Origin of the sequence: Burkholderia sp. AU27893 (assembly GCF_002223205.1) — a bacterium.
Taxonomy (GTDB): domain Bacteria; phylum Pseudomonadota; class Gammaproteobacteria; order Burkholderiales; family Burkholderiaceae; genus Burkholderia.
Window position 1 is genome coordinate 900,684 of sequence record NZ_NKFD01000004.1, and the last position, 20,864, is coordinate 921,547.

The 20,864-nt window shown below is 67.4% G+C and carries 19 protein-coding genes; 9 read left to right on the forward strand and 10 right to left on the reverse strand.

From position 1 onward, the window contains the following. Positions 1-122: 122 nt before the first annotated feature. Entirely contained in the window at positions 123-1,595 is a 1,473-nt protein-coding gene (locus CFB47_RS23935) for a PLP-dependent aminotransferase family protein (protein WP_089458385.1), read from the forward strand. Positions 1,596-2,001: 406 nt separating this feature from the next. Here CFB47_RS23935 and CFB47_RS41790 read toward each other — a convergent pair whose 3' ends face one another. Then, complete coding sequence (locus tag CFB47_RS41790; protein ID WP_256941192.1) at positions 2,002-2,220, reverse strand: hypothetical protein; 219 nt, start codon at positions 2,218-2,220, stop codon at positions 2,002-2,004. Between CFB47_RS41790 and CFB47_RS41795 the strand changes: the two genes are divergently transcribed. The 5 genes from CFB47_RS41795 to CFB47_RS23960 all read left to right on the forward strand — a co-directional run bounded on the left by CFB47_RS41795 (position 2,219) and on the right by CFB47_RS23960 (position 7,555). Then, positions 2,219-2,485, forward strand: a complete 267-nt coding sequence (locus tag CFB47_RS41795) for a hypothetical protein (RefSeq protein ID WP_256946745.1) — start codon at positions 2,219-2,221, stop codon at positions 2,483-2,485. The genes CFB47_RS41790 and CFB47_RS41795 overlap by 2 nt on opposite strands. 87 nt (positions 2,486-2,572) lie before the next feature. After that, a complete protein-coding gene (locus tag CFB47_RS23945) occupies positions 2,573-3,475 on the forward strand; it encodes a hypothetical protein (protein WP_089458384.1) in 903 nt (300 codons plus the stop codon). Positions 3,476-3,850: 375 nt separating this feature from the next. After that, positions 3,851-5,428 carry a trypsin-like peptidase domain-containing protein gene (locus CFB47_RS23950; RefSeq protein WP_089462485.1) on the forward strand — a complete coding sequence of 526 codons (1,578 nt, stop codon included), beginning with the start codon at positions 3,851-3,853 and terminating at the stop codon, positions 5,426-5,428. A 227-nt stretch (positions 5,429-5,655) separates the two neighbouring features. Continuing rightward, a complete protein-coding gene (locus CFB47_RS23955) occupies positions 5,656-6,867 on the forward strand; it encodes an MFS transporter (protein ID WP_089463527.1) in 1,212 nt (403 codons plus the stop codon). Between the two features lie 148 nt (positions 6,868-7,015). After that, positions 7,016-7,555 carry a DUF4303 domain-containing protein gene (locus tag CFB47_RS23960; protein WP_089462486.1) on the forward strand — a complete coding sequence of 180 codons (540 nt, stop codon included), beginning with the start codon at positions 7,016-7,018 and terminating at the stop codon, positions 7,553-7,555. Between the two features lie 77 nt (positions 7,556-7,632). On the opposite strand, the gene CFB47_RS23965 is transcribed toward CFB47_RS23960, so the two are convergent. From CFB47_RS23965 to cobA, 9 genes are all read right to left on the reverse strand, one after another. Then, positions 7,633-8,331 carry a fumarylacetoacetate hydrolase family protein gene (locus CFB47_RS23965; RefSeq protein WP_089462487.1) on the reverse strand — a complete coding sequence of 233 codons (699 nt, stop codon included), beginning with the start codon at positions 8,329-8,331 and terminating at the stop codon, positions 7,633-7,635. A gap of 125 nt (positions 8,332-8,456) precedes the next feature. Further along, complete coding sequence (locus CFB47_RS23970) at positions 8,457-9,398, reverse strand: helix-turn-helix transcriptional regulator (RefSeq protein ID WP_089462488.1); 942 nt, start codon at positions 9,396-9,398, stop codon at positions 8,457-8,459. A 610-nt stretch (positions 9,399-10,008) separates the two neighbouring features. Beyond that, positions 10,009-10,641 carry a type VI secretion system amidase effector protein Tae4 gene (locus CFB47_RS23980; protein ID WP_089462490.1) on the reverse strand — a complete coding sequence of 211 codons (633 nt, stop codon included), beginning with the start codon at positions 10,639-10,641 and terminating at the stop codon, positions 10,009-10,011. A gap of 3 nt (positions 10,642-10,644) precedes the next feature. After that, positions 10,645-11,199 (reverse strand): PAAR domain-containing protein, encoded by a 555-nt coding sequence (locus tag CFB47_RS23985; RefSeq protein ID WP_089462491.1) that lies wholly within the window; start codon positions 11,197-11,199, stop codon positions 10,645-10,647. A gap of 516 nt (positions 11,200-11,715) precedes the next feature. Continuing rightward, positions 11,716-12,501: a YkgJ family cysteine cluster protein gene (locus CFB47_RS23990; protein WP_089462492.1), complete on the reverse strand. Its 786-nt coding sequence runs from the start codon at positions 12,499-12,501 to the stop codon at positions 11,716-11,718. A 59-nt stretch (positions 12,502-12,560) separates the two neighbouring features. Continuing rightward, on the reverse strand, positions 12,561-13,160 hold the full coding sequence (locus CFB47_RS23995; RefSeq protein ID WP_089462493.1) for a uracil-DNA glycosylase family protein: 600 nt from the start codon (positions 13,158-13,160) through the stop codon (positions 12,561-12,563). A gap of 121 nt (positions 13,161-13,281) precedes the next feature. Next, complete coding sequence (locus CFB47_RS24000; protein WP_089462494.1) at positions 13,282-14,334, reverse strand: CmpA/NrtA family ABC transporter substrate-binding protein; 1,053 nt, start codon at positions 14,332-14,334, stop codon at positions 13,282-13,284. Between the two features lie 5 nt (positions 14,335-14,339). After that, entirely contained in the window at positions 14,340-14,936 is a 597-nt protein-coding gene (locus CFB47_RS24005) for an ANTAR domain-containing response regulator (RefSeq protein WP_089462495.1), read from the reverse strand. 156 nt (positions 14,937-15,092) lie between these two features. Next, a complete protein-coding gene (gene cobA / locus CFB47_RS24010) occupies positions 15,093-15,863 on the reverse strand; it encodes a uroporphyrinogen-III C-methyltransferase (protein WP_089462496.1) in 771 nt (256 codons plus the stop codon). Between the two features lie 664 nt (positions 15,864-16,527). On the opposite strand from cobA, the gene CFB47_RS24020 reads away from it, so the two are divergent. The 3 genes from CFB47_RS24020 to nirD are packed head-to-tail and all read left to right on the forward strand — an operon-like array spanning position 16,528 to position 20,858. Beyond that, positions 16,528-17,853 (forward strand): MFS transporter, encoded by a 1,326-nt coding sequence (locus CFB47_RS24020; protein WP_089462497.1) that lies wholly within the window; start codon positions 16,528-16,530, stop codon positions 17,851-17,853. 21 nt (positions 17,854-17,874) lie between these two features. Beyond that, positions 17,875-20,472, forward strand: coding sequence for a nitrite reductase large subunit NirB (gene nirB, locus CFB47_RS24025; protein WP_089462498.1), 2,598 nt, complete (start codon positions 17,875-17,877; stop codon positions 20,470-20,472). A 38-nt stretch (positions 20,473-20,510) separates the two neighbouring features. After that, entirely contained in the window at positions 20,511-20,858 is a 348-nt protein-coding gene (gene nirD / locus CFB47_RS24030) for a nitrite reductase small subunit NirD (RefSeq protein WP_089432814.1), read from the forward strand. The last annotated feature ends 6 nt before the right edge of the window (positions 20,859-20,864 follow it).

Sequence of the window (20,864 nt, forward strand, 5' to 3'; positions counted from 1 at the left end):
GGATTTCAGGGGCTGAACCGGCGAGCCGTCGTTCACCTGCCGAGTGCCTCGCGCCGTCCGCCACTAGCCGTGCGCCACTGGCAGTGCGCCACGCCCCGACATTTTCACGCTGCGATGTTCCGATGACGACTGTCCTTCCTTCCGGCGATGCGCCGTTGCTGCCGCTCGACGCGCCGCTGGCGCGCACGCCGGGCGCGCCTTCGCTGCAGCGCCAGTTGCTGCGCCGCGTGCGCGACGCGATCCTCGGCGGCGCGATGCCGGCCGGCACGCGGCTGCCCGGCACGCGCGCGCTGGCCGAGACGCTCGGCGTGTCGCGCAACACGACGGCGGCCGTCTACGAGCAGCTCGTCGCCGAAGGCTTCCTGCAGTCGGACCGCCGCGGTACGCGTGTGGTCGGGCTGTCACGGCCGGCGCCGCCGCGCCGGCGTGCCGCGCCGCCGGCCGTCGCGCAGCGGCTCGGCCGGATTCGACCGAGCCGCATCGGCACCGGTGAATCGGAGGGCTTCCGGCCGGGCGTGCCCGCGCTGACGCATTTCCCTGCGGACGCATGGCGCCACGCGATCGACCGCGCGCTGCGCCGCGCCGGTCGCGACCTGCTCGGCTATGGCGACCCGCTCGGCGAGCCCGCGTTGCGCGAATCGATCGCGCGCCACCTGGCCGTGACGCGCGGCGTGCGCTGCGATCCCGAGCAGATCGTGATCACGGAAGGCGCACAGGGCGCGATCGCGCTGTGCGCGCAGCTGCTGACGAACCCGGGCGATACGGTGTGGGTCGAGGAGCCCGGTTATCGCGGCGCGCGCACCGCGATGCAGGCCGCCGACCTCGACGTCGTGCCGATGCCGGTCGACGCGGAAGGGCTGCGTGCCGAAGAGGATGACTGGCGCGAGCGGACGCCGCGCCTCGTCTATACGACGCCGTCGAACCAGTTTCCGACCGGTGCCGTGCTGTCGATCTCGCGCCGGCTCGCGCTGATCGACGCCGCGCGCCGGCATCGCGCGTGGATCATCGAGGACGACTACGACAGCGAATTCCGCCACACCGGCGAGCCGATCGGCGCGATGCACGGGCTCGCGCCCGATTCGCCCGTCGTCTATCTCGGCTCGTTCAGCAAGACGATGTTTCCGGCGCTGCGGATCGGTTTTCTCGTGCTGCCCGACGCGCTGCTGGCCGCGGTGCGGCCGGTGCTGCCTGAGATGCTGCGCGGCGGGACGCGCCACGTGCAGCTCGCGCTGGCCGATTTCATCGAGACGGGCGAGTACGGCCGCCATCTCGGCCGCATGCGCCGGCTGTACCGCGACCGGCGGCGGTTGCTGCTGGCCGCGCTGGACGGCAACCTGAGCGTGCCGCATCAGATCGAGGGCGGGCCGTGCGGGCTGCATCTCGCGCTGCGGCTGCCGGCGCGTTACTGCGATCGCGCGATCGTCGACGCCGCGCGTGCGCATGGCATCGGGCCGTTTCCGCTGTCGGGTTTTTCGATCGATGCGGGATCGGCGGGTAACGGGCTCGTGCTCGGGTTCGGCAATACGTCGGCCGACGCGTTCGAGCCGATGTTGCGGATGCTGTCGGCGATCGCGGAGCGGGTGGGTGGGGATTGACGGGCGACTCGTCGGTCAATCGCTAGAGTGTATTGCGCGAACCCTTTAAATATTAAATTTATAAAAATCGCGTTGATATTCATCGATTCTCCGCCTCACTTCCCGAGCTGAATGTGTGGCGATTTTGATCGTCAAGAATGGTCAACGGTGCTTGCAAGTCCTATTGGGATGAGCGACGATGAATTTACTGTAACAAGCGGTTACTTTCGCAGAATAATGAGCGATCGCTCGCGTCGACTCAATGGATTCCGGGGGGCGATGATCTGAGCGGTAGTGACGAGCCAGGTTGGCGGTGTGCCCGGAGCATGAATAATACCGGTCGTCGCGAGGTCGGCGGCAGATAACCGAGATCGCGGTCATCACGGATGCCGTTCGTAAAACTATATCAATATCGATGAGATCCGATTCAAGTCGCTACTGCTTCCCGAATTTGCTGGATGAATTTTTCATTATCGTCGCGCTGATTATGGTCGAGTACCTGATGGATCCAATCGTCCGGTCGATCAGCCGAAGCGCGGGGCTTCAACTTATGGCGATTGCCAGCATCGGCCGTGTTCTCGCGAACGGGCTCGTATTTAAAGTGCTGCTTGACCACGGCAAATTGACCTACCGTAGCCTGCTGCATGCCAGCGTCGATTCCTGGCGATCGACACTCCGGCGACTTTTCCCACCATCTGCTGATGACTCCGCGATTAATCGTGACTGTCAGCGTGATCGAAGTCGGCGTTGGGCAGTTTTTCCCTTGGGGCGGAAGCGGATATGACGCCCGCGAGGTGTACACGAACGGCGGGCCTGGCCTGATCGTGTTGACCCGCATCATTGCGCCGCTACTTGAGGAAATGCTGTTTCGAGCTCAAGCAAGCGTGTCAGGCAGCAATGGCCCGCATTGAGAACGTTGTGTTGGCAAGCATTCCGGTGAGTTCACTGAATGCTGTTGTTGCGCGGTAATTATCCAAAACGAGAAAACGAGGTAAGTCATGTGGGGAAAGCAGGTCTGGTTGGCAAGTGTGGCAAGCACGGCGTTGCTGCTGACGGCATGCGGCGGCGGCGATGACGGTACCGTCAATACGGGAAGCAGCGCATCGAACGACAATACGGCCGGGACGCCGACGGCCACGTCGCCGGCTGCTCCGCCGACGGGATCTTCGACGCAACCGTCGGTTCAGGCGGCATGCCGCCCGAACGGCAGCTTCAGCTATTCGGGTTCGGCGCCGCCCGTCACGGCGAACAACGGCCAACTGGCGGTGCTCGTGGTACCGAATCTGCCGAGCGAATACGCGAAGAACCGCAACATGACGGCGGCTAATGTGCCCGCGGCGAGCCTGGTTCAGCAGCCAAGCGGCGCGTTTACGACGCTCGCATCGTCGTCGTCGGCCACCGACTGTCTTGGGCTCGACCACGGCGCCGTTACCGACATCCAGAGCGTCGGCACCGATGTTGCGATCGGCCGCTGGAATCGCGCGATGGATACCGATGGCAATACCTATACCGATACGCAAGGCGTTCACTACGCGGTTGGTACATCGCTGTCGCTACCCGCAACGGGCGGTCCGCTTGCGTGTACCCAGGTGATTGCCGACACGGTGGCGAGCAACGACGGCAGCACCGCCGGTACGCTCGTTTCGAGTTCGGCCACGCTGGATCCGGCCACGCGCCTGCTCACCACGCTGAACCTGTCGATCAAGCTGGCGACTACTCAATACGGGCTGACGTACACACAGGTGCCGTTGAACGGTGTGTTGACGACCACCGGGCCCGCGTCGATTCAGTCCATCGTCATCGGACATGACGTAACACAACCGCTGGTGGCGGTGGGTTACACGGCTGCGTTGCCGAACACGCAAGGGGTGGGCGGGGTGGTGATCCTCTCGTGCCACTGAACAAGGCCGGCGCAGGCGAGCAGACGGACGGCGGCCGATAACGGACACGCCGAGGCGAACGTGCTACCTGCCCGTGACGCGCGACAGGCGGACGATCCGCGGCAGACCGCGATGATGACACTTGCCACGGACGGCAACGATTTTCCACCTGTACACGTGTCGATGCGTGGTGGATGTGCGGATTGACGAACCGCGCACTTTGTTCGAAACGGCCACCGTCGCGGCTCCGCGCCTGCCGCGCCGCCCGGCATTCGGGTTTCGATTCGTATGGTCGAACAGGCCGCGTGGACTATAAATGGATGGGTGTACCGGGCCTTGTCGAGCGTCTGCGCGTCTCGCGCATGTCGGCGCCGTGACTCCCGGGGGAGGTGCACCGTGGTTCGCCAGACGCTTGCTCGCGCCGTGCTTCGCACCGCGTTGATCGGGGGCGTGTTTGCCGGCTGTTTGCCGGCCCCGCCGGCCGTCCTTGCCGGAACCCTCTCGCCGCCCGTTACGCCGCACCTGATGAAGCAACGGCCGGCTGCCGCGCCTTACGCGATGCCGGTCGATTTTCCGGCGATCGTCGACCGCTACGGCCCGGCCGTCGTGACCGTCATGACCGCCGCACCCGACCAGCAGGCGAGCGGCCCGTCGTTCGCGATCCTCGATCCCGACGATCCGCTCGCCGCGTTCTTCCGGCATGACGTACCGGCGTCGGCACAAGGCGCACCGGCACAAGGCGCACAAGCACAGGCACCCGAGATGTTGCCGCGCGCGGTATCGGGCAGCGGCTCGGGTTTCATCGTCAGCGCCGACGGCCTGATCCTAACGTCGGCGCATGTGGTCGACGAAGCGACCGACGTGACGGTACGGCTCATCGACCGCCGCGAATTCAAGGCGACGGTGCTGGCCGTCGACCCGCAAAGCGACGTCGCGGTGCTACGGATCGACGGGAAGAAGCTGCCGTTCGTGCGCATCGGCGATTCGTCGAAGGTGCGCGCGGGCGAGCCGGTGATGACGATCGGCGCGCCGGACGGATCGGGCAACACGGTCACGGCCGGCATCGTCAGCGCCACGTCCCACCGGATGCCGGACGGCAGCGCGTTTCCGTTCTTCGAAACCGACATCGCGCCGAACCCCGACAACTCGGGCGGCCCCGTCTTCAATCGCGCGGGCGACGTGATCGGCATCGCGGTGCAGGTCTATACGGGCCCGGACCGCTACGCGAGCACGACGTTCGCGATCCCGATCGCGTTCGCCGCAAAGGTGCGGGCGCAACTGCAGAAGCAGATGCAGGCGCAGGCACAGCAGTCCCAGGCGCCGGATGCGTCGTCCGGCAACGCGATCGGCGTCGATGTGCAGGATGTCGGCATTGGGCTGGCCGCGGCGTTCGGGCTGCCGCGTCCGGCGGGCGCGCTCGTCAACGGGGTCGCGCCCGGCTCGCCGGCCGCCGCGGCTGGCGTGAAGCCCGGCGACGTGATCGTGAAGCTGGGCGACAAGACGATCGGCCGTTCGGCCGAGCTGAACGACCTGGCCGCCGCGCTGCCGCCGGGCCAGAAGACGCCGCTGCGGCTGATCCGCAACCGCGCGCCGGTGATGCTGACGATCACGGGCGCCGACGAGGCCGCCGGCAACGCGGGCGCGACCGTCGGCATGGCTGCGCCGAAGGCGGCTGCACGACCGGCGGCGGGAGCAGCGGCTGCCGACGGCGGCGACCGCCTCGGGCTGACGATGCATGCGCTCAGCGACGACGAGCGCCGCTCGACGGGGCTCGCCGTCGGGATGATGGTGGACGCGGTGCACGGCCCGGCAGCCAAGGCCGGCATCCAGCCGGGCGACGTCGTGCTGGAGCTCAATGACACGCTGCTCGAGACGCCCGATGACATACCGACGCTCGAAGCGAACGGCAGCGTGATCGCGGTGCTGATCCAGCGCAACAACGCCCGGAAATTCGTGTCGGTGCGTGCGCGTTAGGGCGTTGACGCGGGCGGTATCGTCCGCCTACCATCGTCCGACATCGCACGCAGTCAGCCAGGCAATCAGGAGCCATCCGGCATGAAAGCAGCATTCATCATCGTAGTAGTCCACAGGCGCAGGGTCCGGTAGCGGCACCGCGCCGGCACCCATGCGCCCCCGACTCGTTCGGGGGCTTTTTTTTGCATTGCGCACGGCCGTGCGGCACGTGCATGGAGGGCATCCGCTTGCAATCGAACCTGCCGATCGCTTCCGAACGAGCGTCGCCGAGACTCGCGACGCTGATCCTGCTGTGTGCGTGCTCGGTACTGCCGCTGAGCCTGTTCCTGCCGTCGCTGCCGGCCATCGCGCGCGACCTGCGTGCCGACTATGCGTTCGTCACGCTGTCGCTCGGCGGTTACGCGGCGGTGGCCGCGTCGCTGGAGTTCGTGATGGGCCCGCTGTCGGACCGGTTCGGGCGGCGGCCGGTCGTGCTGGCGAGCGTCGGTGTGTTCGCGCTCGGTTCGCTCGGCTGTGCGATGGCGACCGACATTCGCGTGTTTCTCGCATGCCGGCTGATGCAGGCGGCGATCACGTCGGTCTATCCCGTGTCGATGGCGACGATCCGGGACACCGGCGGCGGTGCGCGCGCGGCGAGCCGGATAGGCTATGCGGCGATGGCGGCCGCGTTTGCGCCGATGCTCGGCCCGACGCTCGGCGGCGTGCTCGACCAGGCGTTGGGCTGGCGCGCGAGCTTCTGGCTGCTCGGCGCGGTGGGCATCGCGCTGTTCGTCTGGTGTGCATTCGATCTCGTCGAAACCCATGCGAACCGGTCGTCGAGCCTCAGCCAGCAGCTTCGCGCGTATCCGGCGCTACTCCGCGCGCGCCGTTTCTGGGCCTATGCGCTCTGCATGACGTTTTCGACCGGCTCGTTCTACGCGTTCCTGGCCGGCGCGCCGCTCGCCGCGCAAACGGTGTTAGGCATCGCGCCGGCGGAGATCGGTTTCTACATGGGGACCATCACGGCCGGTTTCGTGTTCGGCAGCTTCCTGGCCGCGCGATACGCACGCCGCTACGCGCTGGCCACGACGATCCTGTTCGGACGGGTGGTCGCGTGCGCGGGGCCGTTGATCGGGCTCGCGCTGAGGTTCGGCGGCGTGACGCAGGCGATCGCGTGGTTCGGGCCGTGCGTGCTGGTCGGCATCGGCAACGGGCTGACCAATCCCGGCGCGCATGCCGGCGCGGTGTCGGTGCGGCCGGCGCTGGCGGGCAGCGCGTCGGGGCTGGCCGGCGCGATGACGATCGCTGGCGGGGCCGCGCTTTCGTCGCTGACGGGGGCGGTGCTGACGGCCGGCAACGCGGGCTATGCGCCGCTCGCGATGATGCTGCTGTCGGCCGCGATCGCACTGGTGGCGGCCGTCTGCGTGCGGGTGTTCGATGCGCGCGACGTCGGGCGGTGAAGGCGGACGCGGGGCATCGGGCATGGGGGCTGGCACGGCTACCGTGCCGTGGACGATTGGCGGACAATCGATCGATTGTCGGGAGACAACGAACCCGCCGCGCGCCGGGCATGCGCCGACGCGAGCAGGGCGACTGGACGAGGATGCGATGAGCGACTTTTCTGATTTCCAGCGAGACATTGCCGACGCCGCGAGAGCGACATTCAGGGCGCTGCGGGCGCTGCACTCGGACGAGCATTTCTATGCGTTCGCGCTGTATACCGACAGCGGTGCGATGACGGTGGTGCCGGCGGCCAATTCGGTCGAAGGGCTGCGCCGGATCCGCGAGCAACAGGCTGTTCCGGACGACGACCCGTGGTATGTGTGGGGTTTCTCCGAATGGGCATACGCGGCGGCGGAAGCGTCGCCGTTCAATGCGATCTGCGGCAAGCTCGCCGATGACGTGCTGAGCCCGCAGTTCGTCCGCTCGAGATTCCAGGAGCATGTGCGGCAACTGCACGCCGACATGATCGCGGCGTTGCGCCTGCTCGACCGCGAAGGCCTGTTCGGCACGGGCGACGAAAGGGCGGCGATCACGCTGTTCGTGTCGATCAGCGACGACGATGCGGCCGAGACGCTGGAAAACGAATCGGCGAAGGCGCTGAATCCGCCGGCCGTCGCCGACGCATTCCTGCGCCGCTACGGCTGACCGAAATCGGGATATCGCACGGCGGCCCCGGACGGGCGACCGCCATGCGTGCTGCGTGTTGCGTGACGGCTTACGGCTTACGGCTTCGCGCCCACGACGAATTCGAACGTCGCGACGCCGTCGACGCCACCCGTGACGCGATCGCCAGGCTGCAGCGCGCCGACACCCGCCGGCGTGCCGGTGAAGATCAAATCGCCTGCCTTCAGCTCGACCGAGCGCGACACATACGCGATGACGTCGGGCACGGCCCAGATCATGTCGGCCAGGTCGCCTTGCTGGCGTGTTTCGCCGTTGACCGCGAGCCAGATGCGGCCCGTCGCCGGGTGGCCGGTGGCCGTTGCCGCGCGCAGCGCGGTTACGGGGCCCGATGCGTCGAAGCCTTTCGCCCAGTCCCACGGACGGCTCAGCTTCTTCGCTTCGGCCTGCAGGTCGCGGCGCGTGAGGTCGACGCCGACGCCGTAGCCCCACACGTGCGACAGCGCGTCGGCCGGGTCGATCGACCGGCCGTCCTTGCCGATCGCGACGACCAGCTCGATTTCGTGATGAAGGTCGTTCGTCAGCGGCGGATAGGCGACGGTGCCGCTGGCCGGGACGATCGCGTCGGCTGGCTTCGTGAAGAAGAACGGCGGTTCGCGGTCGGGATCGGCGCCCATTTCGCGCGCGTGGTCGGCGTAGTTGCGGCCGACGCAGAAGACGCGGCGCACCGGAAAGCGCGCGGACGACTGGTCGACTTCGACGGAAGGACGCTCGGCAGCGTCGATGACATAAGCGGACATCGGATGGCCTCGTTCGGTGATAAGACGGATGCCGCGTCCGCGCAGTGCACGGGCCGGCATGCGTGCAACGATACCCGACAGCCGAGTGGCCGGATGCGACGCAATTGCGTTTTACCGGGACAAAACTACGCGTCGGCCGCCGCCGGTGCGTCGTCGCCGTCCGGCAGCGCGGCGTTCGCGTCGCGGTACGCCTTCGGCGACACGCCGACCCGCGCACGAAAGCGCCGCGCGAAATACCCTTCGTCGCGGAAGCCGACCGAGCGTGCGATATCCGCGATTCGCCGGCTGGTATGGGCCAGCAGCGACTGCGCGAGGGCGATCCGGCGTTCGGTCACGAGATCGGTGAAGGTGCTGCCGGTTTCCTTGCGGACCAGGTGCGCGAGGTAGTTGGGCGACAGGAACGCGGCCTCGGCGGTCGCGGCGAGCGTCAGGTCCTCGCGGGTCAGGTTGGCGCGCACGTGGCGCAGCACGCGCGCGAGCGCGTCGCGCCGGCCCGCGCGCTGGGCGCCGCGCTGCGCGAGCTTGTCGAGCGCACCCGCGTACTGCGTGCAGACGAGCCCGATCAGCTGCAGCAGGTAGCCGCGCAGCAGCGTGGTCGAGCCGAACGTGCGCACGCGATCGGTGTCGAGCATGCACAGCGCGAGGCCGCGCGCTTCTTCGTAGGTGTCGCCGGTCAGGATGAAGTCGAGGTGTTCCTGGAAGCGGAACGGCGTCAGCTCGGGAAAGCGGTGCGCGGGCACGTCCTCGAGATCGAGCGGGTCGACGTCGAGATCGGCGCGCAGGAACGCCTGGCTGAAGTTGATGACGATGAAGTGCGCGCCTTCCGGATGCGGGATCAGGTGCTCGCGATGCGGCAGCACGAATGCGAGCGCGCCGCGCGGAAACGGTCGCGTGACGCCGCCGATCCGCTGCTCGGTGTCGCCGCCGAGATTGAACTGGATCTGGAAATACGCGTGCCGGTGCGGCTCGGTGATCGCCTGGCGCGACGCCTGGTCGCGGATGTAGAAGTCGAGCCGGTCGCTGCGTTCGGGCATCCCGTACAGGCGCGGCGGGGCGATGGAGGGCATGAAGGATTCTGCTGTTCGTGACGCGGTTGAGCCGCGATGGTACAGCGAACCGGGCGCGGCCGGAATGCGCGGGGGGAAATCGAGGAGCAAACCAACGCGCAATTGGGGCAAACCGACCCGTATTGGGTTCAAATACACGGCATCGCCGCACTGACGATGTCACTTGGTTCAGCAGGCCATTCACGCAGCGAGATAAGGCAACGGGGATACCCGTCGTCTATATCCCAAAGTGATGGGGATTGGCCGCGCATGGCAACGCAGTGCGGGCCACGTCGTGATTTCGACACGCTGACGGCCTATTTCAGAATGTAGTCGCCAAGGTAAAGGATCGCTGTCACGATGAGAACACCTATGCTCCATCGTGCCCACTTTCTAATCGGCCACCGTTTCCACGCAATCGCGTTGAGCATACAGAAAGCGATCGCGGGGCCGAAGAAATACGAAATCATTACCGGTGCCACCCACCAGGGGCTCGGACATTTGCCGAGCTCGTGGCAGCCTGTCGCAATGTGGTTAGGCTTGACCGATTGAATGTGGCTAAATGTATAAATGAATGACCATGTGACGACTAATCCAAACAGCAAGCCGCATAGCGATATCGCAAGTCGTCTCACTTGATTTCCCAAAATAGAATTTGCTTCGATCCGCCCAGATCGGAATACGATGCGTCGGGCAATATGGTCGCTCCCTGGCGAACGGATCTGGCTCCCAAAAAACGTCCCCATGTTGCGAATCCACCCCAAAAGCCATTGACGGTCAAGCGCGATCCGTTCCATAGATCAATGTGCCCGCCGCTTGCGTTCTCCGCGGATTCGTTGCTACGCGTCCAATACCTTGAGAACTGGATGATACCGGTACGGTCCTTGACCTTCGATTCCCAATCCACTCCGGTGATGTCCTCTGCTCTCGGGAGACCGGCAAACGGTTGTAGCTGCAACCACGCGCCGAGCTCGTCGGCGCGCGTTGCGGTAGGTTTGCCATCAAGAAAAATTCGACCGATAGTCTTCGTGCCGGGCATCGGCTTGACGTTCTTTGCGTTGAACGACTTCATTCCTACGCCAACGCGATGTAGCGTAACGCTGAGGCGGATGGCGCATTGATTCGTGTACGCAGGGTCGTTGTAAGGGTTGCCGGATGGAAAATTGTCCCAGAGCTCTTTGAATGTGATGCCGGCCAGCTGCACTTCTTTCTCTGAACCCTGTGTGTTGGTCGAGCGGACTTTTGTTGGTTCCGTGTGCGGCATGAACTATTCTCCGTTTTGCTTCGCAAGAGCGTCGTCGCCCCAATGAACGATGTAGTCAGTTGCCTCGTCGCCGGTATGGATGCGCGGTAACTGGCCGCTTGCATCAAGACGCCCAAAGTGCACACGACCGTCGGTTGTCTCGATGTAGTAGGGCAGCCCTGGCGTCGCATTCATGGTTGCTCTTACCTGTTCGTCGAATGCGCCTTTCGTGATCGAGGCAACGCCGCCTGTCGCTGTCCGACTCGAAACGACTTCCCCTAGACCCTTTAGTCCGTCGCTGCACCATGCATCGCCGGCAAGCGATGCCGTGATACGTGGCGGCATCGAACAGCCGCACAGAACGATATCGTCGTCTAGCGCGACCTCGCCCCGAAACTTCAGGCGATACGGTCCGCCCGCCTTTGCAATGAGACCGGTGCGTTGACATGCGGTGCAGAACGCACTGCCGCCGATCAGGGCTGCTTGGTGGCCGCGTACCAGAAACTGCGGTCCTCCGTATGGGCTAATGGTCCCGCCGCTTGAAAGCTTGTCACCAACAACCGCAATTCTTCTATTCACTGTTTGGCCCTCTGGAAAGGCACCAATCGTAGCTGCGGTTCACAAGAGACCATCTCGATATTATTCGGAGGGATTCAGATAGATATTTTCACCGGAAGTATGTTTCGGAGCACGATCAATTTATTATTTTGATCTGTACCGATGGTTATTCGGGGAAGGTGTTATTTGGTCCCATGTTTTTCATGGACTGCGTCACGTTGTCTTGCCCGGGTGCTGCTCAGCTTCTGCCGGAGAGTTTATCAATCGTCTCCACTAACTATGTCGCACGCCGTGAGCGCTATTAGGGACCTCCGGTAGATTGCCTGAGCGGGCTGTCGCTTTTTCTGGACCGAAGACCGCAACGAATTCGGCCGAACCGGGGGGCGGTCCGTGTCTGTCGAACTTGAAAGGAGGGGCCCGCAGTTTCTTTCGGCCTCAACCCCGCTATCGTAATGAAGGCGGTTCCGAGGCAGGCAACACTGGAAATGATTTGGTGCGTTGCCGCTGCCGTGTTACTTCGGGACCGATGAGTTGCATTTATGCGTCGGGATAGAAACCGAGGTAACGATAGGCCGAGTCGACTCCACTATGGGGCGCGAGTTGGGGTGACGCGCTGACCGATGCGAGCGCATCGACCGTCGTGATGCGGTTGGTCAACAGTGTCCACTGTACGGTTTCGACGTCGCCGGTTACCTCCGCCGCGTGCAACGCCGCCAGCGCGGCGAGCAGCGTCGCGGCCGGCGGCGCATGGATCGCGAATCCTTCGTTGGCCACCGCCGCCGTATCGATCCCCAGTACCTTGCACAACCGCGCCCGCAGTGGCGTCTCGGCTTCGCTCGCCGCACGCGAGCGCGCGATGTTCTCGCGGGTGGCCGCGTCGACGATCGTGCCGCCGCGGACGAACGGCGCCTGCTGCCACGCATCGGGCGTGCATTGCTTGCCGTCCGGCACCAGCGGCACGAACGGATTCACTTCGGCCGGATAGATCCGGCACACGAGCGGACGCGCGTCGTAGATCGCGCACCGCATGTCATCGCCGAGGTTCGGGCACGGCCCGGCATGGGTCGCGGTGAGCATGACCGTGATGCGCACGGGCAGCGAGCCGCTGAGCGCGGCGCTCGAGCGCACGCGCTTGTACGCGGCGAACCCGTTGTCGGGCTCGGGCTCGACGAGCCACGGCATCGCATCGCACAGCAGCTCCACGTGACCGCCGCGCTGCAGCCATGCTGTCGCCTCGTCAATCGTCAGCGGAATGCGCAGGTCGTGGCAGCATCCGCCGCAGCCGTTGCAGGCAAAGTCGAGGTCGGTGGGGGTGTCGTTCATGCTTGATTCGGTACGGGTAACGGGGGGCGTGAAGCGTCGCGAAGTGGCAGCGGTTTCGTTTACCCAGTGAGCAAAGGCGCGACCCGGCGCCGCAGCTCGGGCACGACGTCGGCGTCGAACCACGGGTGGTGCTTGAACCACGCCTGGTTGCGCGGCGACGGATGCGGCAGCGGCAACACGTCGGGGCCATAGTCGCGCCAGGCGTGCACGGTGTCGGTCAGCGAGGCCTTGCGCGACTCGCGCAGGAAATGCCGCTGCGCGTACTGGCCGATCAGCAGCGTGAGCCGGATCGACGGCAGCTCGGCAAGCAACCGGTCGATCCACAGCGGCGCGCATTCGGGGCGCGGCGGGTTGTCGCCGCTTGCGCCGCGGCCCGGGTAGCAGAAGCCCATCGGCACGATCGCGAAGCGCGTCTCGTCGTAGAACGTGTCGGTGTCGACGTCGAGCCAGCCGCGCAGCCGCTGGCCGCTCGCGTCGTCCCACGGGATGCCGCTTGCATGCACGCGTGCCCCCGGCGCCTGCCCGACGATCAGGATGCGCGCGTCGCGATGGGCCCGCACGACGGGGCGCGGGCCGAGCGGCAGGTCGGCTTCGCAGGCACGGCACGCGCGGATTTCGGTGAGCAGCACGTCGAGCGGCGCGCGCGTGGGTTTCGGCATCGAATCGGATCGGGGACGGAGGGGTCATGCGGCGTCACCCGGGGCCGCGTGCCGGACGCCGGCAGGCGGCCCGGACAGGCGAGGCGCGGGAGCGCGCGCCGCCTGCATCACGCGGTGCGCATCACGCCGGCGACAGGCCCGATGCGCCGCTTTCGGCGACGGCAGCATCATACAACGCGGTTTGCGCGATCGCCCGGGCGATCGCCGCGTCGTCGTGCGCGCCGTCGAGCATGCCCCAGCGCCGGTATTGGGACAGGAACCACTCGCCTTCGCGCGGATCGGGGCGGTTCACGGCGCCGCCGTCGTGGAAGCGGATCGGCAGCGGCGGCACGGCGAACGGGCCGGAGCCGTAGTCACCGAGCAGGCGCGGCGCGATCAGCCGGGCGGGCACACCCAGCGCATCGGGCGACGCGAGCCAGTCGGCCGCTTCGCGACGGTGCGCGGCGCTGTCGAGCCAGGCGCACGCATCGACGAGGGTGCGGATCAGCGCGCGGGCCGTGGCCGGATACAGCGCGACGAAATCGCGCCGGGCCGCGAGCACCTTCTCCGGATGATCGGGCCAGATCTCGCTCGTGACGGCAACGGTCCGCCCCGCGCCGCAGGCCTCGGCCACCGCATGCCACGGCTCGCCGGCGCAGAAGCCGTCGAGTTCGCCGCCGGCGAGCGCGGCCACCATCTCCGGCGGCGGGATCACGACGCTGCGCACGTCGCGCAGCGGATCGACGTCGTGCGACGCGAGCCAGTGGTTCAGCCACATCGCGTGCGTGCCGGTCGGGAACGTCTGCGCGAGGAGCGGCTTGCGGCCGAGCGTCGCGAACGCATCGCGCACGCTGCCGCTGGCGCGATATGCGTCGGCGAGGCCGCGCGACAACGAGATCGCCTGGCCGTTGCGGTTCAGCACCATCAGCGCGGCCATGTCGGCCTGCGGGCCGCCGATGCCGAGCTGCAATCCGCAGACGAGCCCGTACAGCGCATGCGCGGCGTCGAGCTCGCCGCTCAGCAGCTTGTCGCGCACGGTGGCCCACGACGGCTGGCGGCTGAGCTCGAGCGTGAGGCCGTGCCGTTCGCCGAGGTTCAGGCGCTGCGCGACGATCAGCGGGGCCGCGTCGCTCAGCGCGACGAACCCGAGGCGAAGATGTGCGCGTTCCGGCGCGGCGGGAGAAGAGGTATCCATGGCATTCATGACTGGGGTGACGCGTCGAGCAGTTGCCGCGCGACGTCGACGATGCGCAGGCCCTGATCCATCGCGCGCTTGCGCAGCGTCGCGTAGGCGTCGTGTTCGGACACCTTGCGCTCGTCCATCAGCAGGCGCTTCGCGCGGTCGATCAGCTTGCGCTCCGCGAGCTCGCGCTCGACGTCGGCCAGCCGGCGGCGCAGCGCGTCGTCGTGCGAGAAGCGGGCGAGCGCGACTTCGAGAATCGGCGCGAGGCGCTCGGCCGACAGCCCTTCGACGAGATACGCGCTGACGCCCGCGCCGACCGCCGCGCGGATCAGCGACTGGTTGGCGTCGTGACTGAACATCAGCACGGGGCGCGGCGCGGTGGCGTGCATCACGGCAAGCTGCTCGAGCGTGTCGCGCGACGGGGAATCGGTATCGATGATCACGACGTCGGGATGCTGCTCCTCGACGGCGGCCGGCAGGCGCGCGGGCGTCGCGACGTCGTTCAGCATCTCGTAGCCGAGGTGCGCGAGCGCCTCGCCGAGCTCGCCGATCGGCTTGTCGGTGTCGGTGACGAGCAGCACGCGCAGGCGGGGGGAAGAAGCAGACGGACTCATGACGCGGACGGCGGCGGCGAAATCGTGGCGCGATGGGCGGATCGGGGGCGGCGGCCCCGTGCGGACATCGGGTCGGTGCCGCGCGCGATGGCCCGGCGGCCGGCGCCGCTGTCTTCATGATAGGTGGGCGGCTGGTGCCGCGTGGCGTCGCGCATGCTACGCGGCCCGGGACAAGGCCGTTTCGATCGCGGCGCCCGCGTCCGGCACGTGCTGCACGGCGGCTTCGCCGATTGCGCCGCCGACGAGGATCACGGCCGGGCTGCCGAGCCGCGCGGCGTCGATGCCGCGCGCGAGACCGCCGAGCGTGCCGGTCCAGCGGCGTTCGTCGGGCGTGCCGGCCCATTGCACGGCCGCGGCCGGCGTCGCGGGCGGCAGCAGGGCGAGCAGGCCGGCGGCAATGCGGTTGACGCGGCTCATGCCCATGTAGATCGCGAGCGTGGTGCCGCTCGACGCGAGACGCGCCCAGTCGGGTTCGCCGTGGTCCTGACGGTGCGCGGTGACGAAGGTGACGCCGTGGCAATGCGCGCGGTGCGTGAGCGAGATGCCGAGGCTCGCGGCGGCCGCGAAGCCCGACGAGATGCCGTTGACGATCTCGACCGGGATCGCGGCGGCGCGCAGCGTCGCGAGTTCTTCGCCGGCGCGCCCGAACAGCAGCGCATCGCCGCCTTTCACGCGCACCACGTGGGCGCCGCGCAGCGCGCAGCGGCGCATCAGCTTCTCGATGAATGCCTGCGGCGTGGAGCGGCAGCCGCCGCGCTTGCCGACGCGGATCACGCGTGCCTGCGGCGCGAGCTCGACGATGCCGGGCGCGACGAGATCGTCGAGCAGCAGCACGTCGGCGGCGGCCAGCGCCTTCGCGGCCTTCAGCGTGAGGAGATCGGGATCGCCGGGGCCGGCGCCCAGCAGCGTGACTTTGCCTGTCGTCATGTCGTGTTCCAGTGCCGCCGGCAGGCGGCGGTCGATAGCGCGTTGTGTTGCGCGGCGGCGGCGGGCGGTCGAAACGCACCGGCATCCGGCCGTGCCGCGCACGGAGGGACGCCGTTGTCCTGATCGGCCCGCCGGAATGACGGGCATGGGTTGCGGGGACTGCCCACCGGCGCCGTTGCCGGTGTCATCAGCGGATTCAGCAATATCCGGGCCAACCGGCATGACGCATCGCGCCGGGGCGGCGGCAACGGCGCGCGTTGCGCCGCGCGATGGCCGCGCGTGCCCATGTAGCCGTCGCGCCAAAGCAGCCGCCATGCCGCATCGGCGTGCATCGTGCCCCGTCGGCGCGCACCGCGATGTCGCACGGCGACAGTGCTGCATCGCACCACATCTGTGCCTCGCTGCCTCACGACGCATCCTGGGTCGCACGAAGCCGCGCGTCGTGCAACGCCCGACGAGCCTTGCGTGGCGCGGCTGTGGGCCCGATTCGCGACGACATGGCACGGCGCTTGCGTTGGGAGGATCGGGCGGATCAATGGCGATTCGTCCGGCAGTACCGATTACCGACGCGCCCGGCAACGGGCTTCATGGGCAACGGCGTCCTACGCATCGGGTCTCGACGAGACCGGGTGCGCAGGACGCCGTTTTTCGTTTGGCGGATGACATGACCGACAAAGCTACCCGTATCGATCTCTTCAGCTTCCGCACCGCGCCGATGCGCGCGTTCCACCTGACGTGGATGGCGTTCTTCGTGTGTTTCTTCGCGTGGTTCGCGTGCGCGCCGCTGATGCCGCTGATCGCACGCGAATTCCACCTGACGGCCGCGCAGGTCGCCAACATCAACATCGCGGCGGTGGCCGCGACGATCGCCGTGCGGCTGCTGGTCGGCCCGCTGTGCGACCGCTTCGGCCCGCGCCGCGTGTACGTCGGCCTGCTGCTGCTCGGCGCGATCCCCGTGTTCGCGGTGTCGTTCACGCACGATTACCTGTCGTTCCTGATCTGCCGGCTCGGCATCGGCGCGATCGGCGCGGGCTTCGTGATCACGCAGTACCACACGTCGGTGATGTTCGCGCCGAACGTGGTCGGCACCGCGAACGCGACGACGGCCGGCTGGGGTAACGCCGGCGCAGGCGCCACGCAGGCGCTGATGCCGCTGCTCGTCGCCGCCGGCCTGATGCTCGGCTTCGGCGAGGATTCGTCGTGGCGCATCGCGCTGGTCGTGCCGGGCGTCGCGATGCTCGTGATGGCCTGGGCGTACTGGCGCTTCACGCAGGACTGCCCGCAAGGCGACATCCTCGCGCTGCGCCAGGCAGGCGTGACCGTCGACAGCGGCAAGAAGGGCGGCTGGGCGAGCTTCTTCGCGGCCTGCGGCAACTATCGCGTGTGGATGCTGTTCGTCACGTACGGTGCGTGCTTCGGCGTCGAGGTGTTCATCCACAACATCGCCGCGCTGTACTACGTCGATCACTTCAGCCTGTCGCTGAAGGACGCCGGGTTCGCGGTCGGCCTGTTCGGGCTGCTCGCGCTGTTTGCCCGTGCGCTCGGCGGCTGGCTGTCCGACAAGATCGCCGCGCGCCGCAGCCTCGACGTGCGCGCGACGCTGCTGTGCGCACTGATCATCGGCGAAGGGCTCGGGCTGATCTGGTTCTCGCATGCGCAAAGCGTCGGCATCGCCCTCGTCGCGATGCTCACGTTCGGCCTCTTCACGCACATGGCCTGCGGCGCGACCTACGCGCTGGTGCCGTTCATCGACCGCAAGGCACTCGGCGGCGTGGCGGGGATCGTCGGCGCGGGCGGCAACGTCGGCGCGGTGGCCGCGAGCTTCCTGCTGAAGGGTGTCGGCGATGTGCAGCACACGCTGAGCCTGCTCGGGCTGGCCGTCACCGCGACCGCGCTGTGCGCGATGGCCGTGCGCTTCAGCGCGGAACACAAGGCGCGCGAAGCCGAGCTGCGCGACCGCGCGCTGGCTGCCAGCGGCGTCGCGAACTGATCGACCGAAGGAAACGTCACCATGAAACTCATCGTCATCGGCCACGGCATGGTCGGCCACAAGTTCCTCGAATGCGTCGCGGCGGAAGCGGGCGCCGCGGGCGCGCTGCAGGTCACGGTGCTCGGCGAGGAACCGCGTCCGGCGTACGATCGCGTGCACCTGTCGGAATTCTTCGCGGGCAAGTCGGCGGACGACCTGTCGCTCGTCGAACCCGGCTTCTTCGCGCGTCATCCGCAATTCGACCTGCGCCTGAACGCGCAGGTTGCGTCGATCGACCGCGCCGCGCATACGGTCACGCTCGCGTCCGGCGAAACGCTCGCGTACGACAAGCTGGTGCTCGCGACGGGCTCGCGCCCGTTCGTGCCGCCGATGCCGGGGCACGATCGTGACGGCTGCTTCGTGTACCGGACGATCGAGGATCTCGAAGCGATGCAGGCGTGCGGCACGCACGCGAAGCGCGGTGTCGTGGTCGGCGGCGGGCTGCTCGGCCTCGAATGCGCGAAGGCGCTGCGCGACATGGGGCTCGACACGCACGTCGTCGAATTCGCGCCGCGGCTGATGGCCGTGCAGGTCGACGACGGCGGCGGCCGGATGCTGCGCGCGAAGATCGAGGCGCTCGGCGTGACCGTGCATACGGGCAAGAACACGCTGGAAATCGTCGATGGCGAGGCAGGCACGCACCGGATGGCGTTCGCCGACGGCTCGCACCTCGACGCCGACATGATCGTGTTCTCGGCCGGCATCCGCCCCCGCGACGAACTGGCCCGCGCGTGCGGTCTCGACATCGGCCCGCGCGGCGGCGTCGCGATCGACGACGCGTGCCGCACGAGCGATGCCGATATCTACGCGATCGGCGAATGCGCGGCCTGGAACGGCATGGTGTACGGCCTCGTCGCCCCCGGCTACGACATGGCGCGCGTGGTCGCGAAGCAGCTCGGCGGCGATGCGAACAGGGCAGCGGAAGCCGCCTTCGCCGGCGCCGACATGAGCACGAAGCTGAAGCTGATGGGCGTGGATGTCGCGAGCATCGGCGACGCGCACGGCACGACCGCCGGCAGCCGCACCTACCAGTACGCGGACGAGCGCCGCCAGGTCTACAAGAAGCTCGTGGTGTCCGACTGCGGCAAGTTCCTGCACGGCGCGGTGATGGTCGGCGATGCGGCCGAGTACGGCACGCTGCTGCAGATGATGCTGAATCGCATCGAGCTGCCCGAATCGCCGGAATTCCTGATCCTGCCGTCGTCGGACGGTGTCGCGAAGCCGGCGATCGGTGTCGAGGCGCTGCCGGCGGCCGCGCAGATCTGCTCGTGCAACAACGTGTCGAAGTCGCAGATCTGCGCGGCGGTCGCCGACGGCGCGACGAGCCTCGGCGCGCTGAAGACGTGCACGGGCGCCGGCACGTCGTGCGGCGGCTGCGTGCCGCTCGTCACGCAGATCATGAAGGCCGAGATGAAGAAGCAGGGCCTCGCGGTCAACAACCATCTGTGCGAGCACTTCCCGCATTCGCGCCAGGAACTGTTCCACCTGATCCGCGTCGAGCGCATCACGACCTTCGACGAACTGCTCGCGAAGCACGGCCACGGCCTCGGTTGCGACGTGTGCAAGCCGGCGGTGGCGGGCATCCTCGCGTCGTGCTTCAACGAATTCGTGCTGAAGAAGGAACACGCGGGGCTGCAGGATTCGAACGACTACTATCTCGCGAACATCCAGCGCGACGGCACGTACTCGGTCGTGCCGCGCATGCCGGGCGGCGAAGTCACGCCGGAAGGGCTGATTGCGGTCGGCCAGGTCGCGCAAAAGTATGGCCTGTACACGAAGATCACCGGCGGCCAGCGTGTCGACCTGTTCGGCGCGCGCGTCGAGCAACTGCCGTCGATCTGGGAAGAACTGATCGCCGCCGGCTTCGAATCGGGCCACGCGTACGGCAAGGCGCTGCGCACCGTGAAGTCGTGCGTCGGGTCGACGTGGTGCCGCTACGGCGTCGGCGATTCGGTCGGCCTCGCGATCGACCTGGAGAACCGCTACAAGGGGCTGCGCGCGCCGCACAAGATCAAGTTCGGCGTGTCCGGCTGCACGCGCGAGTGCGCGGAGGCACAGGGCAAGGACGTCGGCATCATCGCGACCGAGAAGGGCTGGAACCTGTACGTGTGCGGCAACGGCGGGATGAAGCCGCGTCATGCGGAACTGCTCGCGTCCGATCTCGACCGCGCGACGCTGATCCGCTACATCGACCGTCTCCTGATGTTCTACGTGCGCACCGCCGACCGGCTGCAGCGCACCAGCGTGTGGCGCGACAACCTCGAAGGCGGCCTCGACTACCTGATCGACGTCGTCGTGCACGACCGGCTCGGGATCGGCGCCGAACTCGAAGCCGACATGCAGCATGTGGTCGACACCTACGAGTGCGAATGGAAGAAGGCCGTGACCGATCCCGACACGCGCAAGCGCTTCCGTCATTTCGTGAACAGCGACGCGCCCGACACGACCATCGAATTCGTCGAGACGCGCGGCCAGATCCGGCCCGCGACGCCCGGCGAACGGGCGGGCGGCAAGCCGGTGTCGATTCCCGTCGTCGCTGAAGGCGTGACGCAAGCCGCCACCGAACCCGCTACCGTTTGACCCTGACCGACACCCGCGTTTTTCCCAAGGAGTCCATCATGAACGATCGTCTTCCGCTGTCCTGGACCCGCGTGTGCGCGCTCGACGACATCGTGCCCAACACCGGCGTGTGTGCGCTCGTCAACGGCGAGCAGGTCGCGGTTTTTCATGTCGCGCATGCCGAAGCCGGCGGCGTGTTCGCGATCGACAACGTCGATCCGGTGTCGCAGGCGGCCGTGATGTCGCGCGGGCTGATCGGCAGCCTCGGCGAGCGCGTGGTCGTCGCGTCGCCGCTGTACAAGCAGCACTTCGACCTGCGCACCGGCGAATGTCTCGAGGCGCCCGAGCAGTCGGTGAGCGCGTATCCGTCGCGGGTCGAGGACGGTTTCGTGTGGATCGCGGCCTGACCGCCC